This is a genomic window from Desulfosporosinus orientis DSM 765 (assembly GCF_000235605.1).
GTDB classification, from domain to species: domain Bacteria; phylum Bacillota; class Desulfitobacteriia; order Desulfitobacteriales; family Desulfitobacteriaceae; genus Desulfosporosinus; species Desulfosporosinus orientis.
The window spans coordinates 264,710-288,123 of record NC_016584.1 but is presented as its reverse complement, the minus strand read 5'-3'; the positions used below and the strand labels follow the sequence as shown (position 1 = coordinate 288,123).

The following is a 23,414-nucleotide window of genomic DNA, read 5'->3' as shown; positions in this document are numbered from 1 at the left end:
AAAGAGGCTACAAAAAAGCGTTCACAAAACGCCTTTTTTGAGCCTCTTTGCTCTCATAATCTTTTGTTGCAAGTTTATTATAGCTTCCAGAAATAATTGTGTCTATACCATTTTATCTAAATCAAATAAATTTTATAACAAGTTACTATAAAACTCAGAGTTTATAAATGAAACTGAAGCTATTTTCCATCAAAGTACTTAGAGACGATTTCATAAATCATCTTCAATATTGATATTTCCTCGTTATCTGAGATTATTTCCTGAGCCATTTCATGATAGATTCTAACCACGTTCTCACCATAACCGTCCCCAGGTACCGCCCAGCGTCCATTCAAATCCTCCCAGTTCGGACAGCTTCCTCTCTCGATCAAATCAAACCGCGGATCTACTTTTGGAACGCCCATAGGTAACGGATCTTTTACAGCATAGGCATAAAGATGCTCTAAGTGAGCCAACACCCCTTCACTCTCTGAAGAAAAAGTTGCACCTTGAGCACCCTCACCAACGGCTCCAATCCCAGCATAATTATTTTGCTCAGCTTTTACAACTCCCGTAAATTTGAGATATCCAGTTTCTCTTATCATTTGAGCCACTGCATAACCCCATTTAATTCCTAGTCTTTCCCCATGGATCTTGTAGTAGGAAATGATATCCGGGGCATCGGGGTTGTAGTTAAGCAAAAACTGCCTACACTGCTCAACTATGATGGTCTCTTCACCCATAATCGGAGTTTTTGAAATATTACCAGATGACTTGTACTCATAAACAATAACATTATCTGTTGTTCGCTGAACAACTCCCTCAGAGGCTAGACCTCCATCCACTGCATTTTTAACTTCAAAAATAGCCTTCTCTTGAAAACTTAATGCAATTGTCTGTTTCCCATCTAAAATAACACGGTACATCACACTAGGAGTTGGCTGAAGCGGCTCCTGATATTGTATCCCAAAATAATCACAAATCCCTTTAGCATGTACTACCGCAAGAGTCTGACGGAAATCAGTCTCCTTTAACTTTCCAGCATCAATTATATTATCAATAAACCCATTTTCTGTAAGGATAGCAGGCATAGTCGTATCTCGGAGTACCAGGATATTTTGAACCTTCACTCCGCGATTTGCCCAATTGCCCCCTTCCACAAGATGAGGTAAAACTTGGTATGCAGCACTTTCTGCCTTTCCTCCGGTGCCGATAATAAGCACCTCTGCTCCTGTTCCTCCACCTGCATTTATATGGACAGATACAAATAGATCTACATTTTCAGATTCTGCAATATTAACCCTAGCCCCTAGCTCTCCTCTGGGATAATTCTCAAAGTTCCCCGGAGCGTAATCCCCGTTTCGTGTTAAAACTGTACTTATACCGTTAAACTCTAGCAATGGCTGAAGTCTGAGGCAAATATCCAACGTCAGATCTTTCTCTTTTAGACCAAAGCCAACAGCTCCAGGATCATACCCCCCATGACCCGGATCAATACATACTTTCACACCAAAACCTCCTCTTTTCATCTTATTCTTAGAGGAGGTACAAGGTTACGGAATATTTGAAAACCTTGGGCAACTTAGAGATGTCAATCCATAAATAATAAAAAAGCACTTATTATAGTGCTCCTTTCAAAAAACCACTTTAAACGATATAAGAACCTACAGTTTTAGGAAATAGAACATAGAAAGTAGTTCCGTTCGGGCCACTTTCAACCTCAATTTGTGCGTTATGCCGATCAGCAATACTATAACATAACGGCAGACCCAAGCCGGTTCCATTTTCCTTCGTAGTAAAAAATGGAGTCCCTAGTTTGGTTAAATGTTCGGTATCAATACCTTTCCCTTCATCTTGAACACTTAAAATGATATTAGAGCCTTCCATAAACGTCCTAATAATCAGGCACCCATCTTGTGACATTGCTTCAAGGCCGTTTCGAGCTAAGTTTAATACTAACTGAGTGATTTCGTTTACGTCAATGTCAATGTCAGGTATTTCACCTGGCTCAAAAATACATTTCTTACCTTGACTGTAGGCATCGGCTTGCAATAAAGTATATAAGTTTTCTAATAAATTGTTTAGAGACTGTCGTTGTATTTCTTTTGGCTTATTCTTAGCAAGAGACAGAAAATCTGTGATGATAGCATTCGTTCTATCTAGTTCATCGATCATTAAGTCAAAATAGTTTTTGTATGTATGCAAGTCCTCTTTGTCTTGCAGCATTTGAAGAAACCCTTTTATTGTTGTCATCGGGTTTCGAACTTCATGCCCGAGACCGGCAGCCAATTGACCTATTAAATTTAAACGTTCTAACTTTGTCACTTCACACTCCAGCGTAGATAGTTTGCGTTCAATTTCCATCCGTTTCTCGATCTCTTTTTTAAGTTCTTGACTTTTTTTATCAACCATCTCTTGGAGCTTAGTTTTATACTCCCTTAACTCTATTAACTCTCTTTTCATATTAACAAAGTATTCCCAGTCCGCTTCACAATAAAATTTTGCAACACTCATATAACTCCACCTGTCATAATCAATACTCTTTTGACACGACAATTGATTTTTCTTTAATTATTTTACTCATAATCTAATATTGATACCATTAGCTTCTACACAAAATAATAATATCCTTTAATTTATATTCATCACTATAGTCTAATTATTACTAAAAGCACCCTTTATATTTTTCAATTAGCCTCTAAAACCTAATTTCAAAAAGTCTTTATACATTAAAACAAAAACCTCCATGTTTCTTGCGGGGGGAGGGGGGTACAACTCTCCATCCTCTCATGATGTAAGAGAATAGCCTCTTCTATTTTTATGTAAAGGTCATCCCCTTTAACACAATTGATATCCTAAAAGTGTGCTTTTTCATAATTGCGAACTCTGCAGGAATTAACTTTCCCCGTTTATTAAGTATATCATTAGATATAAAAACTTTACCCAAGTCTATAAAATGGTATTGTTCGATTATTTCTTTACCTTCCTATGTGGCCTTTTTTATTCATTAATTTAATAAGCTTGAAACTGAGTAATATTAAACCCAAATCTGCATAAAATCAAAAAACCCGCAATCTTACGAGTTAAGGTCCCATAGGCATTTAAAAACGTGTCTGGATGTTGACTACCCGGGAACTTTTTTCTATCGTAAGAAGCCTTAAAAGTACGTTGACTGACCTTGAGACAGGATATATGATGATATTGTAGGCTTTTCAAACTGTGTCGTTTCACATATGATCAGGACACTTGGAAAAAATAGGACACGTTACCTCGAATATCATAGAAGTATTTTGGAAAAAATCAAGACTATATTACTCGAATTTAGCAGTATCAAATTTATTTATTTAAAATCCGAAAAATTATATCAGCATTGCTTAAAAATACATAATATTCCATATAGGACCATAAGATGCATAGGAGGAAAATATGACTAATAAAGAAGTTGTTCTTACAATTGAAGGTCTAAAAAAGCTTGAGGAAGAGCTGGAATTACTGAAAACTGTGAGGCGTCGGGAAGTTGCTGCACGCATTAAACAAGCCCTTGACTTTGGTGATATAAGCGAAAATTCCGAGTATGATGATGCCAAAAATGAACAGGCTTTTATCGAGGGCAGAATTATAACGCTTGAGAAAATGCTCAGAAATGCCAGAGTCATTGATGAAGTTGAAGGCACAGAAACCGTAGCTTTAGGCGCTAAAGTACGTCTGAAAGATGTGGATTATGACGACGAGGAAGATTATTTCATCGTTGGTTCAGCTGAGGCAGATCCAAGTACTAATAAGATTTCAAATGAGTCTCCCGTTGGAAAGGCCGTCCTGGGCCATCCCAAAGGAACTATCGTAGAAGTGAATGTTCCAGCGGGTACTGTACGTTATCAAATTCTCGATATCCAAAAATGACAATAAACTGTTAGACTCAAATTTTCAAACGCAAAATGATAGCTCATCCGCGCCAAAAAGGGGCCGTGTTGAAACTTTAGTTTCTCACGGCCCTTAATAATATCAATCGAGAATAACTTTGCATAGACAAAAACAATTGTCTGTCTGTTGAACTAAATTTCGAACTAGTATTAAATTGGACTGACTCAGTAATGCTAAACCGTGTGCCTATGGCCAAATTAATGGAGAGGCACATAGACTTTCAAGTTACCGAGGATTGTACAGAGCTGCCTCATCGCAGTGATTATGGCGATTTCATAGTTAATCCTCTGTGTCTGCAGCCTGCTGATGATGGATTAATTCGAAACCCTACACTAGGGAAATCCCTACAATATAAGGTCACATACAATTCTTTAATTACTGCGGAAGTATTTGCAAAACATGAACAGCCAGCACCATTAAATGATGTTAAAATTAATATCGATGGACGGGGTATTGATGCGGAGTACATAACTGATAATAAGGGATCAGCCTACCTCCAGAAAATACAAAACCCCGCAATCGCTTGCGGGGTCTACGTTTCCTGTGGAGCCGATGGTCGGAATCGAACCGACGACCTGCTCATTACGAGTGAGCTGCTCTACCTCTGAGCCACATCGGCATGAAAATCGTTACACGAAAAATAGGGTGTTTATTTAACTTTAATAGTATAACACAAGTCTATTAGTTTGTTAAGAAAAAGATAGTAAAATTCAAGTTTTTTGTGTCGGGTAAAAAACTCTAACTACCTAATTTTATGTATGGTATACAGTGCTATTAAATTAATTCTAACTGATTACATATGTAACGAGTTCCATGACCAAGGTGTGGATAGCAGACTCTGAAGTCCTACTTTTTTGTTATTTTTGCTTTTTTGAGTTTAATCTCTTTCTTTGGGAAATAATACCCATTTAGGGAGGATTAAACATGCTTAGCAGACGAGACTTTTTTAAATTAGTTATTAAAGGTGCTGTGCTGGGGAATTTCTGTCAACTTATTTCTCCTCCTCTAGCTGAAGCCGTTACTGCAGGAGAGGTTAATAAACTCCCTGTCGTTATGATTGAAACTGGATCCTGCACAGGAGACAGTATTTCCTTAGATAATATATGGACACCCACCTTTTCAGATATTCTCACAAACATTACAGATTGGCGCTGTGATTGGGTGATGAATCAGGTCCAAGGAGATGCTGCGTATGGAATTCTTCAGGAGACCTATGAGAAAATGCCCAACGAATACGTTCTTATTGTTCAAGGTTCTATGATCCAGCGTGATAACGGTCATTATAACCACGTCGCATATGAAAACGGCAAGTTAATCACCGGTATTGATCTTGTACGACGCATAGGCCTCAAAGCCAAATATGTTTTGGCTATAGGAAGTTGCGCGACCTTTGGCGGCCCAGTTTCCGGTTACCCTAATCCGACTCAGGCAACTGGCGTTCAAAACATACTGCCGGAACGAAGAGTCATCAACGTTTCCGGTTGTCCTGCTCATCCCGATTGGATCATGGGCACATTACTCCATCTGGCCTTATATGGTGAACCTGAACTAGAGAAATTCGGTCGTCCAAAAATGTTTTATGGTGAAACTGTCCATAATCGCTGTCCTCGCAGAAAAGACTATGATCAAGGAGTTTTCGCCACAGAAATAGGTCAGAAAGGATGTCTATTTCGTGTAGGCTGTAAAGGGCCGGTTACATACTCGGATTGCCCGATTCGACGTTGGAATGATCGTTTTAATTGGCCTATTGGCTGTAACACACCTTGTATTGGCTGTACCGAACCTGGGTATCCTGATCTAATGTCACCATTCTCCGCTCATTTACCCGACATTCCTTTCCCTGGAGGAACTAAAGCAAACACAGACGCTATTGGGCTTGGAGTCCTGGGATTAACCTCGGTTGCTATTACTGGTCATTTGGCCACATCCCTTTACAAAGGACGCATCCAAAAAAATTTACTGAAGACCACCGTTAAGACCAAGCGACGGCCTGCCTTGAAAAAAGTCAAAACTATTCACAAATATCGACTAAAAAAACCTTAAACAAATTAGGGGTGACCATTCTGGAAAAGAAAATAATTTTCCCAATGACCCGAATTCACAATCCAATGGTAGTGGAAGCATGGCTGGAAGATGGCGAAATTAAAGATGCCTATATCTCGGATCCTCTTTATCGAGGATTTGAACAAATTCTCATTGGCCGTTCTGCACTGGATATGCCTTACTATACCCAGCGCATCTGCGGCATTTGTTCCTCAGCCCACGCTATTACTGCTGCTCTAGCTGTGGAACAATCCTTAGGGATGCAAGTTCCGCCCAATGGGGTTTTGCTGCGTAATCTTATTTTCGCCAGCGATATTATCCAAAACCATCTTCGTCACATCTACCTCTATATCATGCCGGATTATTTCCGTGGCCCGGATCTTGCTCCCTTTATTCCTCATTCTGAATATGATTTACGCTTTTCTTCAAAGGAAAATACTTTACTCACAGAGCATTATTTTAAATCTTTCGAAATATCCCGATTAGCCCATTCAGCTTTTGCAGTTTTTGGGGGCAAAGCCCCTCATGGTCATGGAATCGTGCCCGGTGGAGCAAGTATGGAAGTTAATGCAGACAATATAAACCGTTATCGAGGCTATATGATGGAGATCCTTAGCTTTATTGAGGATATACTTATTCCAGATATGACTCTGATAAAGGAGCGTTATCCTGAATATATCCAGCTTGGCAAAGGAATTGGCAACTATATGTCGGTTGGTGGTTTCCCCAGTCCCGAGGGAAGTACCCTTTTTACGCAAGGGGTTCTTCTGCAAGGAAAGAGGGAGAACTATGACGAAAAAAATGTTACCGAAGATGTTACATTTGCTTGGTATAAGCCACATGGTCCTCTGCATCCTATGGAAGAAGACACGGTTCCCGACCGCAGTCAAGCTAAAGGATACACCTGGGTGAAATCCCCTCGTTATCGCGGACAGCCTGTAGAAGTGGGCCCTTTAGCCCGAGCAATTATAAATAAAGAAGAAATTATCGGCACCGGTACTATTGGCAGGATATGGGCGCGTATGATTGAGCTTAATAAACTGACAAAAACCACTTTGGAATGGCTTAACCGTCTCGAACCACGGGCAGAAACACTCAATCTAAAAATGGAGCAAAGTTCCGGTGTCGGAATTGGCCTTCATGAGGCCATGCGAGGGTCCTTAGGGCATTGGGTGTCTGTGGAAAATGGGAGAGTTAAACACTATCAAATAGTGACACCTTCTGCCTTAAACTTTGGAGCGCGTGATGAAACAGGAACACGAAGTGTTGGCGAATCATCGTTGCTGGGATTGAAAATACAATCTAAAGATCTTTACGAAGCAGGTCGTGTTATTCGTTCCTTCGACCCCTGTTTTTCTTGTAGTGTTCATATTTTTGACGGAACTAAAGTCCGAACATTAAGAATTCCCGTCTGACCAATAAGATAAGTTTTTCTAAAAATTAATGTACGTTAAAAGGGCAAATTAACAACATGAAACATAATATTAAATTAAGAAAGCAGCTTAAGAGACAACTTGAAGTGACTAATATCAAGGGGACGTTTGTACAGTCTCAGCCTATCTGGGTTAGAATCTTTCATTGGGGGTTCACCCTGTGTTTAACCGGTACAATTTTGACCGGCCTCCAGTTACACAAGCCGGCCAGCTTCTTGGCCCTGAAATTCAGTAAAGTTTTTACATTTCATATAGCTTTTGTATGGTTGGCAATGGGATTTGTCGGAATACGCCTTTCAGATGCCATTATTCGAAAGGACGATTCATTAGTACCGAAAGTTCAAGATCTTAAACAATTCCCGAAACTTATTGCCTATTATCTCTTTTTGCGCCCATCTCCTCCGCCAAGCCGAAAATATAACAGCGGACAAGTCTTTGTTTATTTTTCCTGGATTCTCCTTTTCCTCGCAACAAGCTTCCTTGGCTTAGTTTCTTACTGGCAAGGAGAGCATCTGGTTTGGGTCTGGAGATTGGTGGGAGGATTCCAAGTTATTCGCTGGACAAAGTTTACGATTTCCATCTATTTTCTGGCAACAATCCCTCTTCATATATATCTAAGTTTAACCGAAAATATAAGCCGTCTTCAGGCTATGTTCACTGGTTACGAACGAAAATAACTCTCTAATTACCCTAGTAAAAAATTTCCTTGAATAATATGATACTTTTTGCCTCAAGTTTGGGTATAATGGGGGGTAGAGTTTTATAGATGAAAGGACGATTCACCTTGTCATTACATATTCATTTTGTAGGTATTAAAGGTACAGGAATGAGTGCACTGGCTCAAATAAGCACTCAGATTGATGGAGCAACCATAACCGGCTCCGATGTAGAAGAAAGTTTCTATACCGACAGTGTCTTGAAACGCGCCAATATCCCCGTTTTAAGTTTTTCTCCCCTTAACGTAGAGAATACAGACCTAGTGGTTGCCTCTGCCGCTTATACTAATAAACATCCTGAAATAGCCCGAGCTCTTGAACTAAATATCCCTGTCTTAAGTTATCCTCAATACCTGGGACGTTTGCTTGCCAGAAAACGGGGGATTTGCGTAACCGGAACTCATGGCAAAACTACAACCACCGCTATGATGGGCCTTGTCTTACTCCAAACCGGATTAGATCCCACCATTGTTGTTGGCAGTGATGTCCCAAGTATTGGCGGAAATGCACATGCCGGAAAAGGCGAATACTTTTTAGCGGAATCCTGTGAGTATCGCCGACATTTTCTTAATTACACTCCAGAACATCTGATCATCACAAATATTGAATTTGATCACCCAGATTATTTTAAAGACCTTAATGATGTTATCTCAGCATTTGCAGAATTAGCTCAAAAAGTACCTGCGAACGGTCATATTTACGTTTGGGATGAAGATCCAAACAGACAGTCCCTAAAATCGGCTGCAACCATTACAACGTTTGGACTTTCAGAAAGCGCCGATATACGAGCAACTGACATCCTTTTTAAAGACGAAAGAAGTTCCATGAAGATTATGATCAAAGGTCAGTATGTCGGCAATTTAGATCTTCATGTTGCAGGAAGGCATAATATTCTCAATGCTCTGGCTACCATTGCTTTATGCTATCAAATAGGCATACCTGTAACAGATATCTTAACCAGCTTAAGTCAGTTCAGTGGTACAAAAAGGCGGTTTGAGCACATTGGCAGCAATACTAATGGGGCCTTAATCGTTGATGACTATGCCCATCATCCAACAGAGATTCGTACGACATTGGAAGGAGCCCGCCTTTCATTCCCTGACCGTCGTATCCGTGCAATTTTTCAACCTCACACCTTTAGCAGAACAGAAAAACTCTTGCATGAATTCTCTCAAGCTTTTCAAGGGGCTGATGAAGTTGTCATTGCGGATATTTTTGCTTCAGCCCGAGAGCTTGATCATTACACAGTTTCTGCACCAAGTTTAGCTGAGATGATTTTGCAGCAAGGAATCCAAGCTCGTTATATTGGTCCTTTAGACGACATCAAAGTCTATTTAAACCAAACTCTCAGACCCGAAGATCTGGTCTTAACCTTAGGGGCTGGTGATATCTATAAAGTCGGGTTAGAGATTGTCAGCTAACATAATGAATAAACAAAGGGCATTTCGCCACTTCTGTCAGAAGTGGTGAAATGCCCTTTTAGTTAAGAACTTTTGGGGCTAATCTTTCGTATACCGGCAATGATATCTTCCCAGCTATGACAGCGAGTAATGCCCGGAGGAAGCTCCTCTTGGTTATAAGTCGTATCAATAAGAAATACCGGCACACCATATTCGGCAATTAACTTAGCATTTTCCAGATAATCTTCAATAAAAACCTCAATTCCCCATTGTTTTACAGCATCCAGCTTGCTGCCAAAACCAGTGAAGAGCACCTGATTATAATAGATTCCTTTTAGTTCAAACCAATGAGCAGTAAGCTCTTCTTGATCAAGGGTCCTTGCTGTAACATAAATAATTTCATGGCCTTCCTGACGCAAAGACTCTATTCCTTCTCTTGCCCCGGAAATAGCTTCAGGCCTCATCAACAGTCGTTCAACATTTGTCTCAAAAAATTCATTCATGTCTTCAGGGCTAACATCAAATGATAAATGCATATTGTAATCGTCGACAAAAGGTATATTCTTACCGTAATGCCGATTTAATTCATCCAACCATAGAGGGTAGCTATCAGATATGACACCATCAATATCGACTCCAATACGCACGTTAATCCAGCCTCTCCATTTTAGGGAGCTCAAGACTTGGCGGTAAATGACGTTTGTGTTCGCTTTGACGATGAAGTGACTCTATGCGTTCTTTGACTACTGCTGGAACTTCTTCCCCAAGCAGATAACGATCTATTTGCTCATAGGTAATCCCCATTTCAGATTCATCGGTCTGTCCGGGCCACAGACCTGCCGTGGGAACACGACCTGCAATTCTCATTGGAAGGCCCAATATCCTTGCCCAAGCACGTACTTCAGTTTTGGTAAGTGAGCTGATGGGTAAGATATCAACTCCGCCGTCCCCATATTTCGTGAAATAGCCGGTATAGCTTTCTGGTGCATTATCTGTTCCAACCACTAAATAGTTTAGAGCATTTGCAGCGGCATAGAGCGTAGACATGCGCAAACGAGCTTTCAAATTTCCCTGGCTCATTTTTTCTGCTACTAATTCATAGCCCATACTTTCCAACCCTTTTTTAACTTGTCCCATTACTTGGGTATGAGCACCGCTCAAATTAACTTCCAAAGTTCTAATTTCAAATCCTTCGGCAATCCATAAAGCATCTTCAGCGTCTTCAGGATTAGAATGACTAGGCATAATTACACCAACACAGTTATCCGGAAATGCTCGCGCACAAAGTCCGGCAACGACTGCCGAGTCAACTCCTCCGGAAATCCCCACAACGACGCCCTTTGCATTTGCCTCAGTTACCTTTTGTCGAATCCAATCAACTGCTTGCTCAATGCGAGCTGCTAATTCTTCATCTGTCCACATGTTTACTCCACCCCTTGTCTATTTTTCTTTAATATCATTGTGAATCGTCAAAAGTAATTGTTGCTTTAACTCAAAAAGATTGGCAGATAAATCGACGATATAGCGATGTGGATTCGTCAATCGTTTCACTTCATCCCATAATGTACCTAGTTCCTTTTGAGCATAACCTTGAATTTCCTGGAGATCTGGCAATTTATACACTCGATTCCCATCTCTGAACACAGGTATCAAGAGTTCTCTAGTTTTAAAATTCCTTAATGTTTTTCTTTTCCAGGTTTGAATAGGATCAAAAATTGTCAGTAATTTGCCCTCATCAAACACTTCATCCTCCAGAGCAATGAGATCTGCCATTGCCTTTCCAGCTCTGTCGTAAAATCGCACAACTTTCTTAATTCCAGGATTGGTAATTTTATTAACGTTTTCCGAAACCTTTAAGCGCGGTTGAAAATCTCCCTGCTCACCCTCTGCTGCTAGCTTGTAAACTCCCCCTAATGTAGGATTGCTCTTGGAAGTGATTAAATTCGTTCCCACACCCCAGGCATTAATCGCCGCCCCTTGGGTACGAATAGCAAAAATTGTTTCCTCATCTAAATCATTTGAAGCAACAATAATAGCCTCTTTAAGTCCTGCTTCATCCAGCATTCGACGAGCTTCTTTAGATAAATAGGTTAAGTCGCCACTGTCTAATCGAATCCCCAAAAAATGATGTCCTTCTGCCTCCAGTTCTAATCCCACTTTGATGGCGTTTGGCACTCCCGATTTAAGCACATTATACGTATCTACAAGCAGCAAACAAAGATCCGGAAACGTGCGAGCATAGGCGCGGAATGCTTCCAATTCTGACGGAAAACATTGAATCCAGCTATGAGCCTGGGTTCCTGAAACCGGAATTCCGTACCTCATACCTGCCTGAACATTGGAAGTGGATTTGCATCCTCCGATAAAAGCTGCCCGTGCTCCTAGGACCCCGGCGTCTGGCCCTTGGGCTCTCCGCAAACCGAACTCCATAACTGCTCCTCCATCGGCCGCCGAAACAACACGCGAAGCTTTTGTAGCAATAAGAGTTTCAAAATTTACTAAGTTAAGTATAGCGGTCTCCAGAAGCTGAGTTTCAAAAATCCGGCCTTTTACTCTCAAAAGGGGCTCGTACGGAAAAACAGGAGTTCCTTCAGGAATTGCGTCAATATCCCCAGTGAAACGAAAGCTTCCTAATTCCTCGATAAATTCCTCATTAAACAAATTTAAGCTTCTTAAATACGCCAGATCCTCTTCTTTAAAGGAAAGGTTTTCGATATACTCAACAACTTGTTCCAACCCGGCTGCCAGAGCATATCCTCCTTTAAAGGGTAGGGAGCGAAAATAAACATCAAATACTGCTTCTTTATTTTGGGACCCGTTCATTAAATGTCCCTGCATCATCGTCAATTGATAGAGATCCGTCAACATAGTTCGATTTTCCATTAATTGAGCCTCATTTCTTAGTATCACACATCCTGTAAGTAAAGGTTTATAGTTATAGGATGCAATATGTTAATAAAATCATACATAAAAAATTATGCCTGAGAATTTCGACCCTTAGACAAGTTTCTCCTGCTTTTCACTAAAATAAAAACCTAAAGGCCCTTGCTTTAGGTTTTTATATACTCTTATGTCGAATTATCAAGAAACCCAATCGTATTTATCCACAAAACTAACTAGGTTATCTACTATCTATCCAAACTTATCCACCTTAAAAAAGATTCTTAAGTTACTTTATCCACAGATTTATCCACATTATACACAGCTATTTTCTCATTTTGTTGAATACTAAAGTAAAAAAGGCCTTTATCGGTAAATAGTACAAAGTTTCTGGTAACCCTATACCCGTATCGTCTCTCCTTTGTTTTACATAGTTCCAAATTAATCATTATTTTTCTAGGAATATCCTCTGAAGACAAGAACTTCTCTTATTTTTCGGCATTAGCCGCAGAGTGGGACTATATACACACCCTATAAGTTTACCAAAGCAGCTTTTCTAAAACCTTTCGGCTCTCTCGAATTCCCTCTGCAACAGTTTCCGGAGAAGGGCCCCCTGTAATCTTACGAGCTCTCACGCAGTGTTCAATCCCTATCGAACTGAACAGATCCTCTTGAAAGATAGGAGAGAGCCCCTGATATTCCTGTAAGCTCATATCTTCAAGTCCAATTCCCTTTTTGCTGCATTGTAATACAATTCGTCCCACCAACTCATGAGCTTCTCGAAAGGGTACCCCTTTCTTCGCCAGATAATCTGCCAAGTCAGTGGCATTGGTAAACCCGCCTTTAGCTCCTGAGGCCATGGTATCTCGATGTACTTGCATGGTCCAAAGCATTGGTTCAACAACTAACAAACACTTTTTAATGGTATCTACTGCATCAAAGACTTGTTCTTTATCTTCTTGCATGTCTTTGTTATAGGCTAAAGGCAATCCTTTCATGACCGTTAAAAGAGCCATCAGATCTCCATAAACACGTCCGGTTTTTCCGCGTACTAATTCTGCCACATCCGGGTTTTTCTTTTGAGGCATAATACTTGACCCAGTGGAATAGCCATCATCCATGGAGATAAACTGAAATTCCCCACTTGACCAAATCACAAGTTCCTCGCATAGTCTGCTTAAATGCATCATCAGGATAGAGGCCGCCGCTAAAAATTCTAAAGCAAAATCCCGATCACTGACTCCATCCAAACTATTCAAAGTAACTCCATCAAGTTCCAGTTCCCTTGCTACTTGCCCTCGATCCAAGGGAAAAGTCGTCCCCGCCATAGCTCCCGACCCTAGTGGTGATATATTTAAGCGTTTTCTCGTATCTTTAAGTCGACCAACATCACGCAGAAACATTTGCACATAAGCCATAAGGTGGTGAGCTAGTGTAATTGGCTGTGCCTTTTGTAAATGGGTATATCCAGGCATCCAGGTTTCCAGATGTTCTTCTGACAGCTGAAGAAGAGTTTGAATTAAGTTCTGTAATAAGGATTTGGTTTGGTCGATCTCTGTTTTTAAAAATAATCTTAAATCCAATGCTACCTGATCATTGCGGCTGCGTCCGGTATGTAGTTTCTTGCCAACGGATCCTATCCGCTCCGTTAAAAGCTTCTCAACATTCATATGAATGTCTTCGGCACCAATTTCAAACTCAACTTTTCCTGCTTCAATATCTCCAAGAATCTCGTCTAATCCTTGTACCAATTGATTGACTTCTGATTCAGAAATAACTCCGACATATCCCAGCATTTTTGCATGGGCAATACTTCCTTGAATATCTTGTTTATAAAGACGCTGATCAAAACGAATTGAAGAATGGAAATCCTCTACCAACCCTTCGGTACTTTTTTCAAATCGTCCGCCCCAAAGCTTCACGTTGCATCTCCCTTTCTTCTGACTATAAGAAAGCGCCGGGTGCCGGCGCTAATCTTTCAACCTTATTTTCGCAACCCTGACTCTTTCTCCATTAATGCTCTTACCTTAAGTGGCAACCCAAAGAGGTTGATAAATCCTCCGGCATCTTTCTGATCATACACGCCGTCTTCTCCAAAGGTTGCAAAGGCTTCATTATAGAGGGAGTAAGGGGATTTTACACCTGCTAAAGTGCAATTTCCTTTGTATAATTTCACTCGAACAGTACCTGTTGCGTTTTTCTGAGTGACATTAACAAAGGCATCTAATGCTTCACGAAGAGGAGAGTACCATACACCATCATACACAAGCTCAGCATACTTTAAAGCAATTTGTTCTTTGTAATGAAGGGTTAATCGATCAAGGGTCAGACGCTCCAATGCCTGATGAGCCATATAGAGAATGGTTCCGCCAGGTGTTTCGTAAACACCCCGTGATTTCATACCTACAAGTCGGTTTTCAACCATATCTACGATTCCAATCCCATTTTTACCGCCTAGTTGATTTAGAGTCTCTAACAAGGCTACAGGAGCAATTTTTTCCCCATTTAAAGAAGTAGGAGCCCCTTGTTCAAAACCAAGTTCAAGGTAGGTGGGTTCATCTGGTGCATCCTCAGGAGAAACCCCTAGTAAATATAAATCACGTTTGGGTTCATTCCATGGATTTTCCAGATCTCCTCCTTCATGGCTTAAATGCCAAAGGTTGCGGTCCATACTGTAGGGACGGTCCTTAGTGACCGGAACAGGAATTCCCCTCGCTTGAGCATAATCGATGCAATCTTCTCGAGACTTTAGATTCCAAAGCCGCCAGGGAGCAATAATTTCCAAATCCGGATTAAGGGCTTTGACACTAAGTTCAAATCTCACTTGATCGTTTCCTTTACCCGTTGCGCCGTGAGCAATGGCAACTGCGCCTTCCTTTTCGGCAATCTCCACTAGACGGCGAGCTATTAACGGACGAGCAAAGGAAGTTCCTAAAAGGTAGCTCCCTTCATAGACTGCACCGGCTTTCAGAGTTGGAAACACAAAATCCGTGAGAAATTCCTCTCTAAGGTCTTCTATATAAAGTTTACTCGCACCACTTTTAATGGCTTTCTCTTGGAGAGGAGCTAGCTCTTCTCCTTGTCCCAAGTCCGCGGACATGGCGATAACTTCATACCCATAAGTTTCTTTAAGCCAGGGAATAATAATGGAGGTATCTAAACCACCAGAGTATGCTAAAACAACTTTTTTCATTTCTAATCTCCCTCTTATTAAATTAAGTGTCCAAGTTTTGTGTATAGTATACTACTATATTTTTAAGATTACACGCAGATCAAGGACAAATATCAAATAATAAAATGGTTTGGCTACATTACTAAAGCCATAACAGCTTTTTGGGCGTGAAGACGATTTTCTGCTTCATCAAAAACAACGGACTGAGCCCCTTCAATTACATCCTCGGTGATTTCCTCTCCGCGGTGAGCAGGTAAACAGTGCAAAACAATGGCTGCGTCATTAGCTAGCTTTAGCGAATCCGAATTGATCTGATAGCCTTTAAACGCCTCCATTCGCACGCTGGTCTCTGCTTCTTGACCCATACTTGCCCAAACATCCGTGTAAAGCACATCGGCGCCTTTTACAGCCTCTGAGGGGTCATCTACTACTTCAATTAAGCCTCCATTTGCTTTAGCATCGGCCTGGGCCAAAGCAATGATTGAGGAATCCGGTTTGTAGCCTTGAGGGGAAGCGATCACAACATGCAGTCCCATTTTTGCCCCGCCAAACATCAGAGAATGTGCCATGTTGTTTCCATCTCCAACGTAGGCCATTTTTAGTCCCTCTAGGCGGCCTTTATGCTCCTGAATGGTCATGAGGTCAGCTAAGACCTGGCAAGGATGCAGTAGATCTGTAAGACCATTAATAATTGGAATCGAAGCATATTCAGCCAGTTCTAAGACTTCCTGATGGCTAAAGGTTCGAATCATAATGCCGTCCACCATTCTTGAAAGAACACGTGCTGTATCAGAAATAGGCTCTCCTCGGCCTAATTGTATATCTCGTCCGCTGAGAAAAAGGGCATGCCCCCCAAGTTGGTACATACCGACTTCAAAGGATACGCGTGTCCGTGTCGATGATTTAGTGAATACCATGCCCAAAGTTTTTCCTTGAAGAATCGGATGCGGGCGTCCAGCTTTTTGCTCTGCTTTAAGGTCTTTAGCAACCTCTAAAATGAAACTTAATTCTTCTTGACTGAAATCGTGAAGGGAAATAAAATCTCGTCCTTTAAATAATGACTTATCTATTGTTTTCATTACACCCACTCCTTTGATATGAATTATTATACACATTAATGCATAATAATTCAATAGAAAAATCTGCAATTCCTTTATCCAAAATTACGACTTATCAAGCTAGTTCAAACGCAGGACAAAAATGCACTTATGGCGAAAATTAATGTTAACCATCATCACTTTTAGGAGGTAATAGTACATGACCTGGTCTGATCGCATGAAATTGGCATGGACAACATTTAAACGTGAAGCCCTGCCCTTGTATGGCTGGATACTCATCTTCTTTGGCGCTGGTATGGTTGCCCTCATTGCCATGGCTTTAGGAGTACTTGAACAGCTGCGCTGGATCTTTCCAAATATCCATAGTTTCTTAGGAACTTTTTCTTCAGATATGCCTGTCCCAGGTATACCTCCCTCAGTGGGTCTAGCCCCCTTTCACTTCTATGGAAGCATACAAAGTCTCTCTCAGTTCTTACCCTTCCTAAAGCATACAGCCGGAACTCTGCTCTTAATCTTGATTGTCTGCTGGCTGGCAGGAGCAGCTTTTTATACTGGCATCTTCAATTTAACGGCAAAGGCTTATCATGACAGTGTAGGCTTTAGAGATTTCAGCTTTAAAGGTTTGCTTCGTACCATGAGCTGGCAAGCATTACTCATCATAATTCAGCTAATTATCTTTGCTATCGGGATAAGCGGAGCTGTCACGTTAAGACTTCATGCAGGTCCCCTCGTCATGATTTACTCAGTTATCTACGCTCTCTTGATTATAGCTATCGCTTTGTATACTTTGCCATGGATTATCTCATCCGGAATTTATCTTTTGATTCACCAAGAGCAACCCTTTAGTGAAGCCCTCCATGGAAGCTGGACGTTTTTTAAAAATCATATGGGAGCCCTTTGGGGATACATAGGCACGTTTATTTTGATAGAAATAGCCCTGGACATTCTGACAAGGATTTCCCAAGGATTAGCGGGAATTGCTACCTTTGCCGTTAGCCCCTTTATAGCTATCTTAGCTATCGTATGGGTCCTATCTCTCGAAGATACTTACATAATATATACTGCGACAGACTTCGAATCGTTGACGGCCAATACTGCCCCCTCCGGAACCCAATTCACGGATGATAACAAGCCTGACCCGCCCAAAATAGATTTACAAAAGAAAAATCCCTTACCTTCTGATCCTGATGATAATACTCCATTTTGTCCCTCCTGCGGATCACCTAATACTGGCACAGCATACTGTCCACAGTGCGGAACAAAACTCCATTAATAACTAGTTCTATTTTTTTACCTCTTCAAGCAAAAAGCTCCTACTGAGATCAACTCCAGTAGGAGCTTTTTATTGATGCTTTACAATTTAATTTTATATTATTTTCAGCTTTTACACAATTATTGCATCCGCAATTGCTAGTGAATTGCCTTCTTTTTAAATCGCCCACCCATTACTTCATGGACACTGCTAATTGTGATAAAAGCGTTTTCATCAATCTCAGTAATCATAGATTTTAACTTTGCGATTTCTAAGCGTGTTACAACGCAATATAATACACTCTTGGAGTCCCCGCTATACCCGCCTTTACCTTGTAAGAGAGTGACCCCTCTTCCTAATCTGGCCATGAGTACTTTGCTTATTTCCTCGTCTTTATCCGAAATAATCATAACTTCCTTAGATTCGTCTAGCCCTTCGATAGTAATGTCAATTACTTTAAATGCTATAAAGTAAGCGACAAGAGAATACATAGCTCTATCCCAGCCAAATATCAGCCCTGCACTGCTTAGTATAAAAAGGTTAAAAAACATAACAATTTCTCCAACAGAAAACACGGTTTTCTTATCTAAGACAATAGCAATAATTTCTGTCCCATCTAAAGAACCGCCATATCGAATAATCAGTCCTACTCCACTTCCAAGTATGACACCACCAAAAATAGATGCTAAGAATACATCCTGAGTTATTCCTGGTACCGGATGTAAGACACTGACCCACATTGACAACATGGCTACTGAAAATACTGTAGAAATGGCAAAGGACTTTCCAATTTGCAAGTAGCCAAAAATAAAAAAGGGAATGTTTAATACAAATATAAATAATCCTACGGGCCATTGAGTAAGATATGCTGCCATGATTGATATACCAACAATGCCTCCGTCAATAACATTGTTTGGAATCAAAAAGATTTCTAAGCCTATTCCTGCCAAAGCAGATCCTAAAAATAGAAAAAGAAATTTTTTAAGAATGAATTTAATACTTTGTTTCTTGTTTTTCAATAATCATGCACTTCCTTTTAACAAATTCCACAAATGCCCACATTCGCATAATATAAACTTTATTTATAATTATAACCTAATAACGAATCTAATTAAAGTTATACTAACTATTGGATACATCCTGAATTTTTATAATGAAAAGGTCGTAACAAAACAACCTTCGTTACGACCCCTTTCAAACGCTCATAATTTCTTGTCCCTACATCATGAGATACTCCTGCAGTGAAAGAACCTGTGGGGATGTGTTGCTTCGAATCTCCTGCAGTGCTCGGACAACCGCTTTCGTAGTATCCATAGATGAGAAGCAGGGCACTCCATGTTCAGCAGCCAATCTTCTCAAGAGATACCCGGTTCTCTCCGGGGACCCTTTGCTGGAAGTGCTGAGAATGAAAGAAAACTCCCGTTTCCGAATGGCTTCTTGAAGAGCGTCGCTGGATTCATTGACCACTTCCGCATTAACACCACACAAAGCTAAAGCCTTAGCCGTATCTCCGGTTCCCTTGACTCCAAAGCCTAACTGAGCTAGTTGCCGCGCCAAAGTAATGGCTTCAGGGCGGTCATTTTCCGCTACAGAGACTAAAATATTCCCGTCCTTAGGCAAGGGAATCCTGGAAGCGGCAAAGGCCTTGGCTAAAGCATGGCCAAATTGGGTGTCCATGCCCATAACCTCTCCTGTGGACTTCATTTCTGGTCCCAAGGATGTTTCGACTTTAGTCAACTTTTCAAAGGAAAAGACAGGGGCTTTAACCACAACAAAAGGCACTTCAGGAGCAAGTCCATGAGTATAACCCATTTCTTTCAAGGTTTTGCCTAGGGAAACTTGGACTGCCAAGTTAACTAAAGGAATACCCGTAACTTTGGATAAAATCGGCACGGTCCGGCTTGCTCGAGGGTTAACCTCCAAAACATAGACTTTACCGCGTACGACAACAAATTGAATATTAATGAGTCCCTTAATTCCTACTCCTTCAGCCAGCCGACAGGTGAAATCCTGGATTTGTTCAATTTCAACCCGTGTTAAACTCTGGGGCGGATAAACTGCCAGGCTATCCCCCGAATGGACTCCCGCCCGCTCTATATGTTCCATGATACCCGCTATTACTGTTGTCTCACCATCGGAGACAGCATCGATTTCCACTTCTTTGCCATCTAAATAACGATCCACAAGAATCGGATGTTCCGGAGATAAATAAATTGCCCTATTCAAATAATCTTCCAGTTGTGCCAAGTTCTCTACCACTTGCATAGCCCGCCCTCCAATGACGTAAGATGGGCGGACAATCACCGGAAATTCAAGTTCTTCGGCAATTTGTTTGGCCTGATTTATAGAGGTAACACTTCGTCCTTCCGATTGGGGGATTCCTAGATTGCTTAACAACTCGGCAAAACGTTCTCGATCCTCTGCCATATCAATGGCATCCACAGGAGTCCCTAATACTTCAACTCCGGCTTGTTTTAAACGTCCCGCTAAATTAATGGCCGTTTGTCCTCCAAATTGTACTAAGACTCCATCTGCTCTTTCCTTATTCAGGACATGCAGAACATCTTCAACCGTCAGCGGTTCAAAGTACAACTTATCAGCAATATCAAAATCGGTTGAGACTGTTTCCGGATTATTATTAATCATAATGGCTTCTACCCCTGCATCCTGCAAGGCCGAAAGTGCGTGTACAGAGCAATAATCAAATTCAATTCCCTGGCCAATCCGAATAGGCCCTGAACCTAGGACGACTACTTTCGAGTTACTGCTGACCTTTCCCTCATCCTCTTCCTCATAACTGGAGTAATAATAAGGGGTTGCTGAAGCAAACTCAGCGGCACAGGTGTCAACAGTTTTATAAACGGGAACAATTTCATGGTCCATGCGCATGTCGCGAACGGTTTCTTCCGAACATCCTGTCAGCTTGGCAATTGCTAAATCAGAAAATCCCAAGACTTTTGCTAAGCGCAACAATTCGGTGGTTAGGGGCTCATTTTGCAACCGCTGTTCCAGAGAAACCAACTCTTTGATTTTATACAAATAAAAGGGATCAATTTGAGTAAGCCGCTGAACCTCGAGAATAGTCCAATCCCTGCGGAAGGCTTCAGGAATGGCAAAGAAACGCTCATGATCAGCGGAAGAAAGCTTATCCTCAATCTCCATCTCCGTCCAGCCCCCGGAAGCTTTAATCCGAAGACCTACTGTACCGACTTCCAAGGAACGGGTAGCTTTCAGGAGTGCCGCTTCTAAGGTACGCTCCATGGCCATGACTTCTCCCGTTGCTTTCATTTGTGTACCCAAGCGATGGTCTGCCGCGGGGAATTTATCAAAGGGCCATCTGGGGAATTTAACCACCACATAGTCCAGGGCAGGTTCAAAACAGGCACTGGTGTGTCCGGTTACCGGGTTTGTCAATTCGGGAAGGGTAAAGCCTACAGACAAAAGAGCTGCCATTTTGGCTATGGGGTATCCTGTCGCTTTGGAGGCCAGAGCACTCGAGCGGCTGACCCTGGGATTAACTTCAATAACGACATACTCCCGGCTGGCAGGATTCAAAGCAAATTGAACATTGCAGCCGCCGTTTACTCCCAAGGCACGAATAATTTTCAATGATGAGGCTCGCAGCATCTGATATTCTACATCACTTAAGGTCTGCGAAGGTGCAACAACAATACTATCCCCAGTATGAATACCTACGGGATCGATGTTTTCCATGTTGCATATGGTTATGCAATTATCCGCCGCATCTCGCATCACTTCATATTCGATTTCCTTCCAGCCGGAAACACTTCTTTCTAAAAGGCATTGTCCGATAGGACTTGCCTGAAGGCCTTTTTGTAAAACTTCTTCTAATTGTTTAGAGTTTTTTACAATCCCTCCACCCGTTCCTCCAAGGGTATATGCGGGACGAACAATCAGCGGAAACCCTTGCAGTTCTGCAAATGTTTCCCCCTCTTGCAAGGTAGTTACGATAACGCTCTCTGCCACAGGTTCTCCCAAAGCAAGCATGGTTTCTTTAAAAGCGTCCCTGTCTTCTGCTTTGTAAATGGTTTCAGAATCACAGCCAATGAGATCGACATCGTATTGTTTTAAAAGTCCGCTGCGTTCCAATTCCATGGCCAAATTAAGACCCGTCTGACCCCCTAATGTGGGCAGCAGAGCATCCGGGTGCTCCTTGCTGATAATCCGTTCTAACACCTCAGGCAGCAAGGGCTCAATATAAGTAATATCAGCCGTTTTAACATCCGTCATAATCGTTGCGGGATTACTGTTAACAAGTACTACTTCAAATCCTACTTCACGCAGCGCTCTGCAGGCTTGAGTCCCCGCATAGTCAAATTCTGCAGCTTGCCCAATTACAATCGGCCCCGACCCAATGACAAGGACCTTTTTCCAGGCCGGATTAAGAGGCATAATTAGCCCTCCATTCCTTCATTAATTGTGCAAACTCACTAAAAAGATAAAGAGATTCACTCGGTCCAGGTCCGGCCTCCGGATGATACTGAACGGAAAAAACGGGCAGATCTAGGTGCTTGACTCCTTCCACGCTCTGATCATTAAGGTTCCGGTGGGTTACGTACAAGGGGGTTTTATCTAAGCTCTCTTCCGAAATAGCATAACCGTGATTTTGTGACGTAATGGTTACTCGTTTGGATTCCAGCTCCTGCACTGGTTGATTGCCGCCCCGATGCCCAAATTTCATCTTATAAGTGTCTCCCCCTAAGGCAAGAGATAAAAGCTGATGCCCAAGGCAAATACCGAAAATCGGTCGTTTACCTATCAGCCCTTGAATTGTTTCAATTCCAACGCCCACTTCCTTAGGGTCTCCCGGTCCATTTGAAAGAAAGATACCATCTGGCTGGAGTTTAAGGATTTGTTCTGTAGGAGTGTTATAGGGAACAACCGTCAAATGAAAGCCGCTTTCTTGCATTGCTGTTAAGATATTTCGTTTTATGCCAAAATCCATGACAACAACATGAAATGACTCTTTATCTGAGTGGATTGCAGGCAGGGAATAAGGTTTGGACGTACTAACCTTAGCCACAACATCAGCAGGAACAGACCACACTTTCAAGCGGGCAGACCCTTCATCCAGGCTATTGACGTCGGTTGTGATCAAGCCCCTCAAAACCCCATGTTCCCGAATAATTCTTGTTAAGGCGCGGGTATCAATTCCCTTGATACCCACAACACCGGACTGAGCCAATGTTCTGGAAATATTTTTTTCCATTTGCCAGTGACTGGGGTTACGTGCGGCTTCCTTGACAATAAATCCTTGGACTTGAGGTTTATCCGATTGGTTATCAGCTCGGTTGATCCCGTAATTACCTATCAGGGGATAGGTCATGCAAACTATTTGACCAGCATAGGATGGATCGGTTAACACTTCTTGATAGCCGGTCATTCCTGTATTGAAGACCACTTCTCCAAAAGACTCTCCGGCTGCTCCAAAAGATTCCCCTATTAATATTTTTCCTGTCTCAAGTATAAGTGCTGCTTTCATTTCCATCCCTCCTTTAACCAGTATTAAAGATACGTCTTTCTACCTGACCTCATGTTT

At 41.6% G+C, this 23,414-nt stretch carries 17 protein-coding genes and 1 tRNA gene; 6 read left to right on the top strand and 12 right to left on the bottom strand.

Translation table 11 applies throughout. The features are described from left to right. Window positions 1-179: 179 nt before the first annotated feature. Window positions 180-1,487: an N-acetylmuramoyl-L-alanine amidase gene (locus tag DESOR_RS27195; RefSeq protein ID WP_014182849.1), complete on the bottom strand. Its 1,308-nt coding sequence runs from the start codon at window positions 1,485-1,487 to the stop codon at window positions 180-182. A 139-nt stretch (window positions 1,488-1,626) separates the two neighbouring features. Continuing rightward, window positions 1,627-2,493 (bottom strand): ATP-binding protein, encoded by an 867-nt coding sequence (locus DESOR_RS01520; protein ID WP_014182848.1) that lies wholly within the window; start codon window positions 2,491-2,493, stop codon window positions 1,627-1,629. A 912-nt stretch (window positions 2,494-3,405) separates the two neighbouring features. Here DESOR_RS01520 and greA point away from each other — a divergent pair. Next, the gene (gene greA / locus DESOR_RS01515) at window positions 3,406-3,879 is read left to right on the top strand and encodes a transcription elongation factor GreA (RefSeq protein WP_014182847.1); all 474 of its coding nucleotides are present in this window, start codon (window positions 3,406-3,408) and stop codon (window positions 3,877-3,879) included. Window positions 3,880-4,444: 565 nt separating this feature from the next. Here the strand turns inward: greA and DESOR_RS01510 are convergent. Further along, window positions 4,445-4,519, bottom strand: a tRNA-Thr gene (locus DESOR_RS01510). Between the two features lie 305 nt (window positions 4,520-4,824). Here DESOR_RS01510 and DESOR_RS01505 point away from each other — a divergent pair. The 4 genes from DESOR_RS01505 (at window position 4,825) to murC (ending at window position 9,513) form a co-directional block, all read left to right on the top strand. Then, window positions 4,825-5,943, top strand: a complete 1,119-nt coding sequence (locus DESOR_RS01505; protein WP_014182846.1) for a hydrogenase small subunit — start codon at window positions 4,825-4,827, stop codon at window positions 5,941-5,943. An 11-nt stretch (window positions 5,944-5,954) separates the two neighbouring features. Beyond that, window positions 5,955-7,358, top strand: a complete 1,404-nt coding sequence (locus DESOR_RS01500) for a nickel-dependent hydrogenase large subunit (RefSeq protein ID WP_014182845.1) — start codon at window positions 5,955-5,957, stop codon at window positions 7,356-7,358. 56 nt (window positions 7,359-7,414) lie between these two features. Next, window positions 7,415-8,053, top strand: a complete 639-nt coding sequence (locus DESOR_RS01495) for a cytochrome b/b6 domain-containing protein (protein WP_014182844.1) — start codon at window positions 7,415-7,417, stop codon at window positions 8,051-8,053. Between the two features lie 107 nt (window positions 8,054-8,160). Next, window positions 8,161-9,513, top strand: coding sequence for a UDP-N-acetylmuramate--L-alanine ligase (gene murC / locus DESOR_RS01490; protein ID WP_042331790.1), 1,353 nt, complete (start codon window positions 8,161-8,163; stop codon window positions 9,511-9,513). Window positions 9,514-9,575: 62 nt separating this feature from the next. Here murC and DESOR_RS01485 read toward each other — a convergent pair whose 3' ends face one another. The 6 genes from DESOR_RS01485 to argF form a co-directional block, all read right to left on the bottom strand. Then, a complete protein-coding gene (locus DESOR_RS01485; RefSeq protein ID WP_014182842.1) occupies window positions 9,576-10,139 on the bottom strand; it encodes a 5' nucleotidase, NT5C type in 564 nt (187 codons plus the stop codon). Window position 10,140: 1 nt separating this feature from the next. Beyond that, window positions 10,141-10,914, bottom strand: a complete 774-nt coding sequence (nadE, locus tag DESOR_RS01480) for an NAD(+) synthase (RefSeq protein WP_014182841.1) — start codon at window positions 10,912-10,914, stop codon at window positions 10,141-10,143. Window positions 10,915-10,932: 18 nt separating this feature from the next. Continuing rightward, window positions 10,933-12,375 (bottom strand): nicotinate phosphoribosyltransferase, encoded by a 1,443-nt coding sequence (locus tag DESOR_RS01475; protein ID WP_014182840.1) that lies wholly within the window; start codon window positions 12,373-12,375, stop codon window positions 10,933-10,935. Between the two features lie 536 nt (window positions 12,376-12,911). Beyond that, the gene (gene argH, locus DESOR_RS01465) at window positions 12,912-14,294 is read right to left on the bottom strand and encodes an argininosuccinate lyase (RefSeq protein ID WP_014182839.1); all 1,383 of its coding nucleotides are present in this window, start codon (window positions 14,292-14,294) and stop codon (window positions 12,912-12,914) included. Between the two features lie 62 nt (window positions 14,295-14,356). Then, window positions 14,357-15,565, bottom strand: a complete 1,209-nt coding sequence (locus DESOR_RS01460) for an argininosuccinate synthase (RefSeq protein ID WP_014182838.1) — start codon at window positions 15,563-15,565, stop codon at window positions 14,357-14,359. Between the two features lie 113 nt (window positions 15,566-15,678). After that, window positions 15,679-16,623, bottom strand: a complete 945-nt coding sequence (argF, locus tag DESOR_RS01455) for an ornithine carbamoyltransferase (RefSeq protein WP_014182837.1) — start codon at window positions 16,621-16,623, stop codon at window positions 15,679-15,681. 178 nt (window positions 16,624-16,801) lie between these two features. Here argF and DESOR_RS01450 point away from each other — a divergent pair, with 178 nt between their 5' ends. Continuing rightward, a complete protein-coding gene (locus tag DESOR_RS01450) occupies window positions 16,802-17,875 on the top strand; it encodes a zinc ribbon domain-containing protein (RefSeq protein ID WP_014182836.1) in 1,074 nt (357 codons plus the stop codon). Between the two features lie 137 nt (window positions 17,876-18,012). On the opposite strand, the gene DESOR_RS01445 is transcribed toward DESOR_RS01450, so the two are convergent. The 3 genes from DESOR_RS01445 to carA all read right to left on the bottom strand — a co-directional run bounded on the left by DESOR_RS01445 (window position 18,013) and on the right by carA (window position 23,357). Then, on the bottom strand, window positions 18,013-18,873 hold the full coding sequence (locus DESOR_RS01445; protein ID WP_014182835.1) for a YitT family protein: 861 nt from the start codon (window positions 18,871-18,873) through the stop codon (window positions 18,013-18,015). Window positions 18,874-19,072: 199 nt separating this feature from the next. After that, on the bottom strand, window positions 19,073-22,267 hold the full coding sequence (gene carB, locus DESOR_RS01440) for a carbamoyl-phosphate synthase large subunit (protein WP_014182834.1): 3,195 nt from the start codon (window positions 22,265-22,267) through the stop codon (window positions 19,073-19,075). Next, window positions 22,257-23,357, bottom strand: a complete 1,101-nt coding sequence (gene carA / locus DESOR_RS01435; protein ID WP_014182833.1) for a glutamine-hydrolyzing carbamoyl-phosphate synthase small subunit — start codon at window positions 23,355-23,357, stop codon at window positions 22,257-22,259. Before carA ends, carB begins: the two co-directional genes overlap by 11 nt. Between the last annotated feature and the right edge of the window lie 57 nt (window positions 23,358-23,414).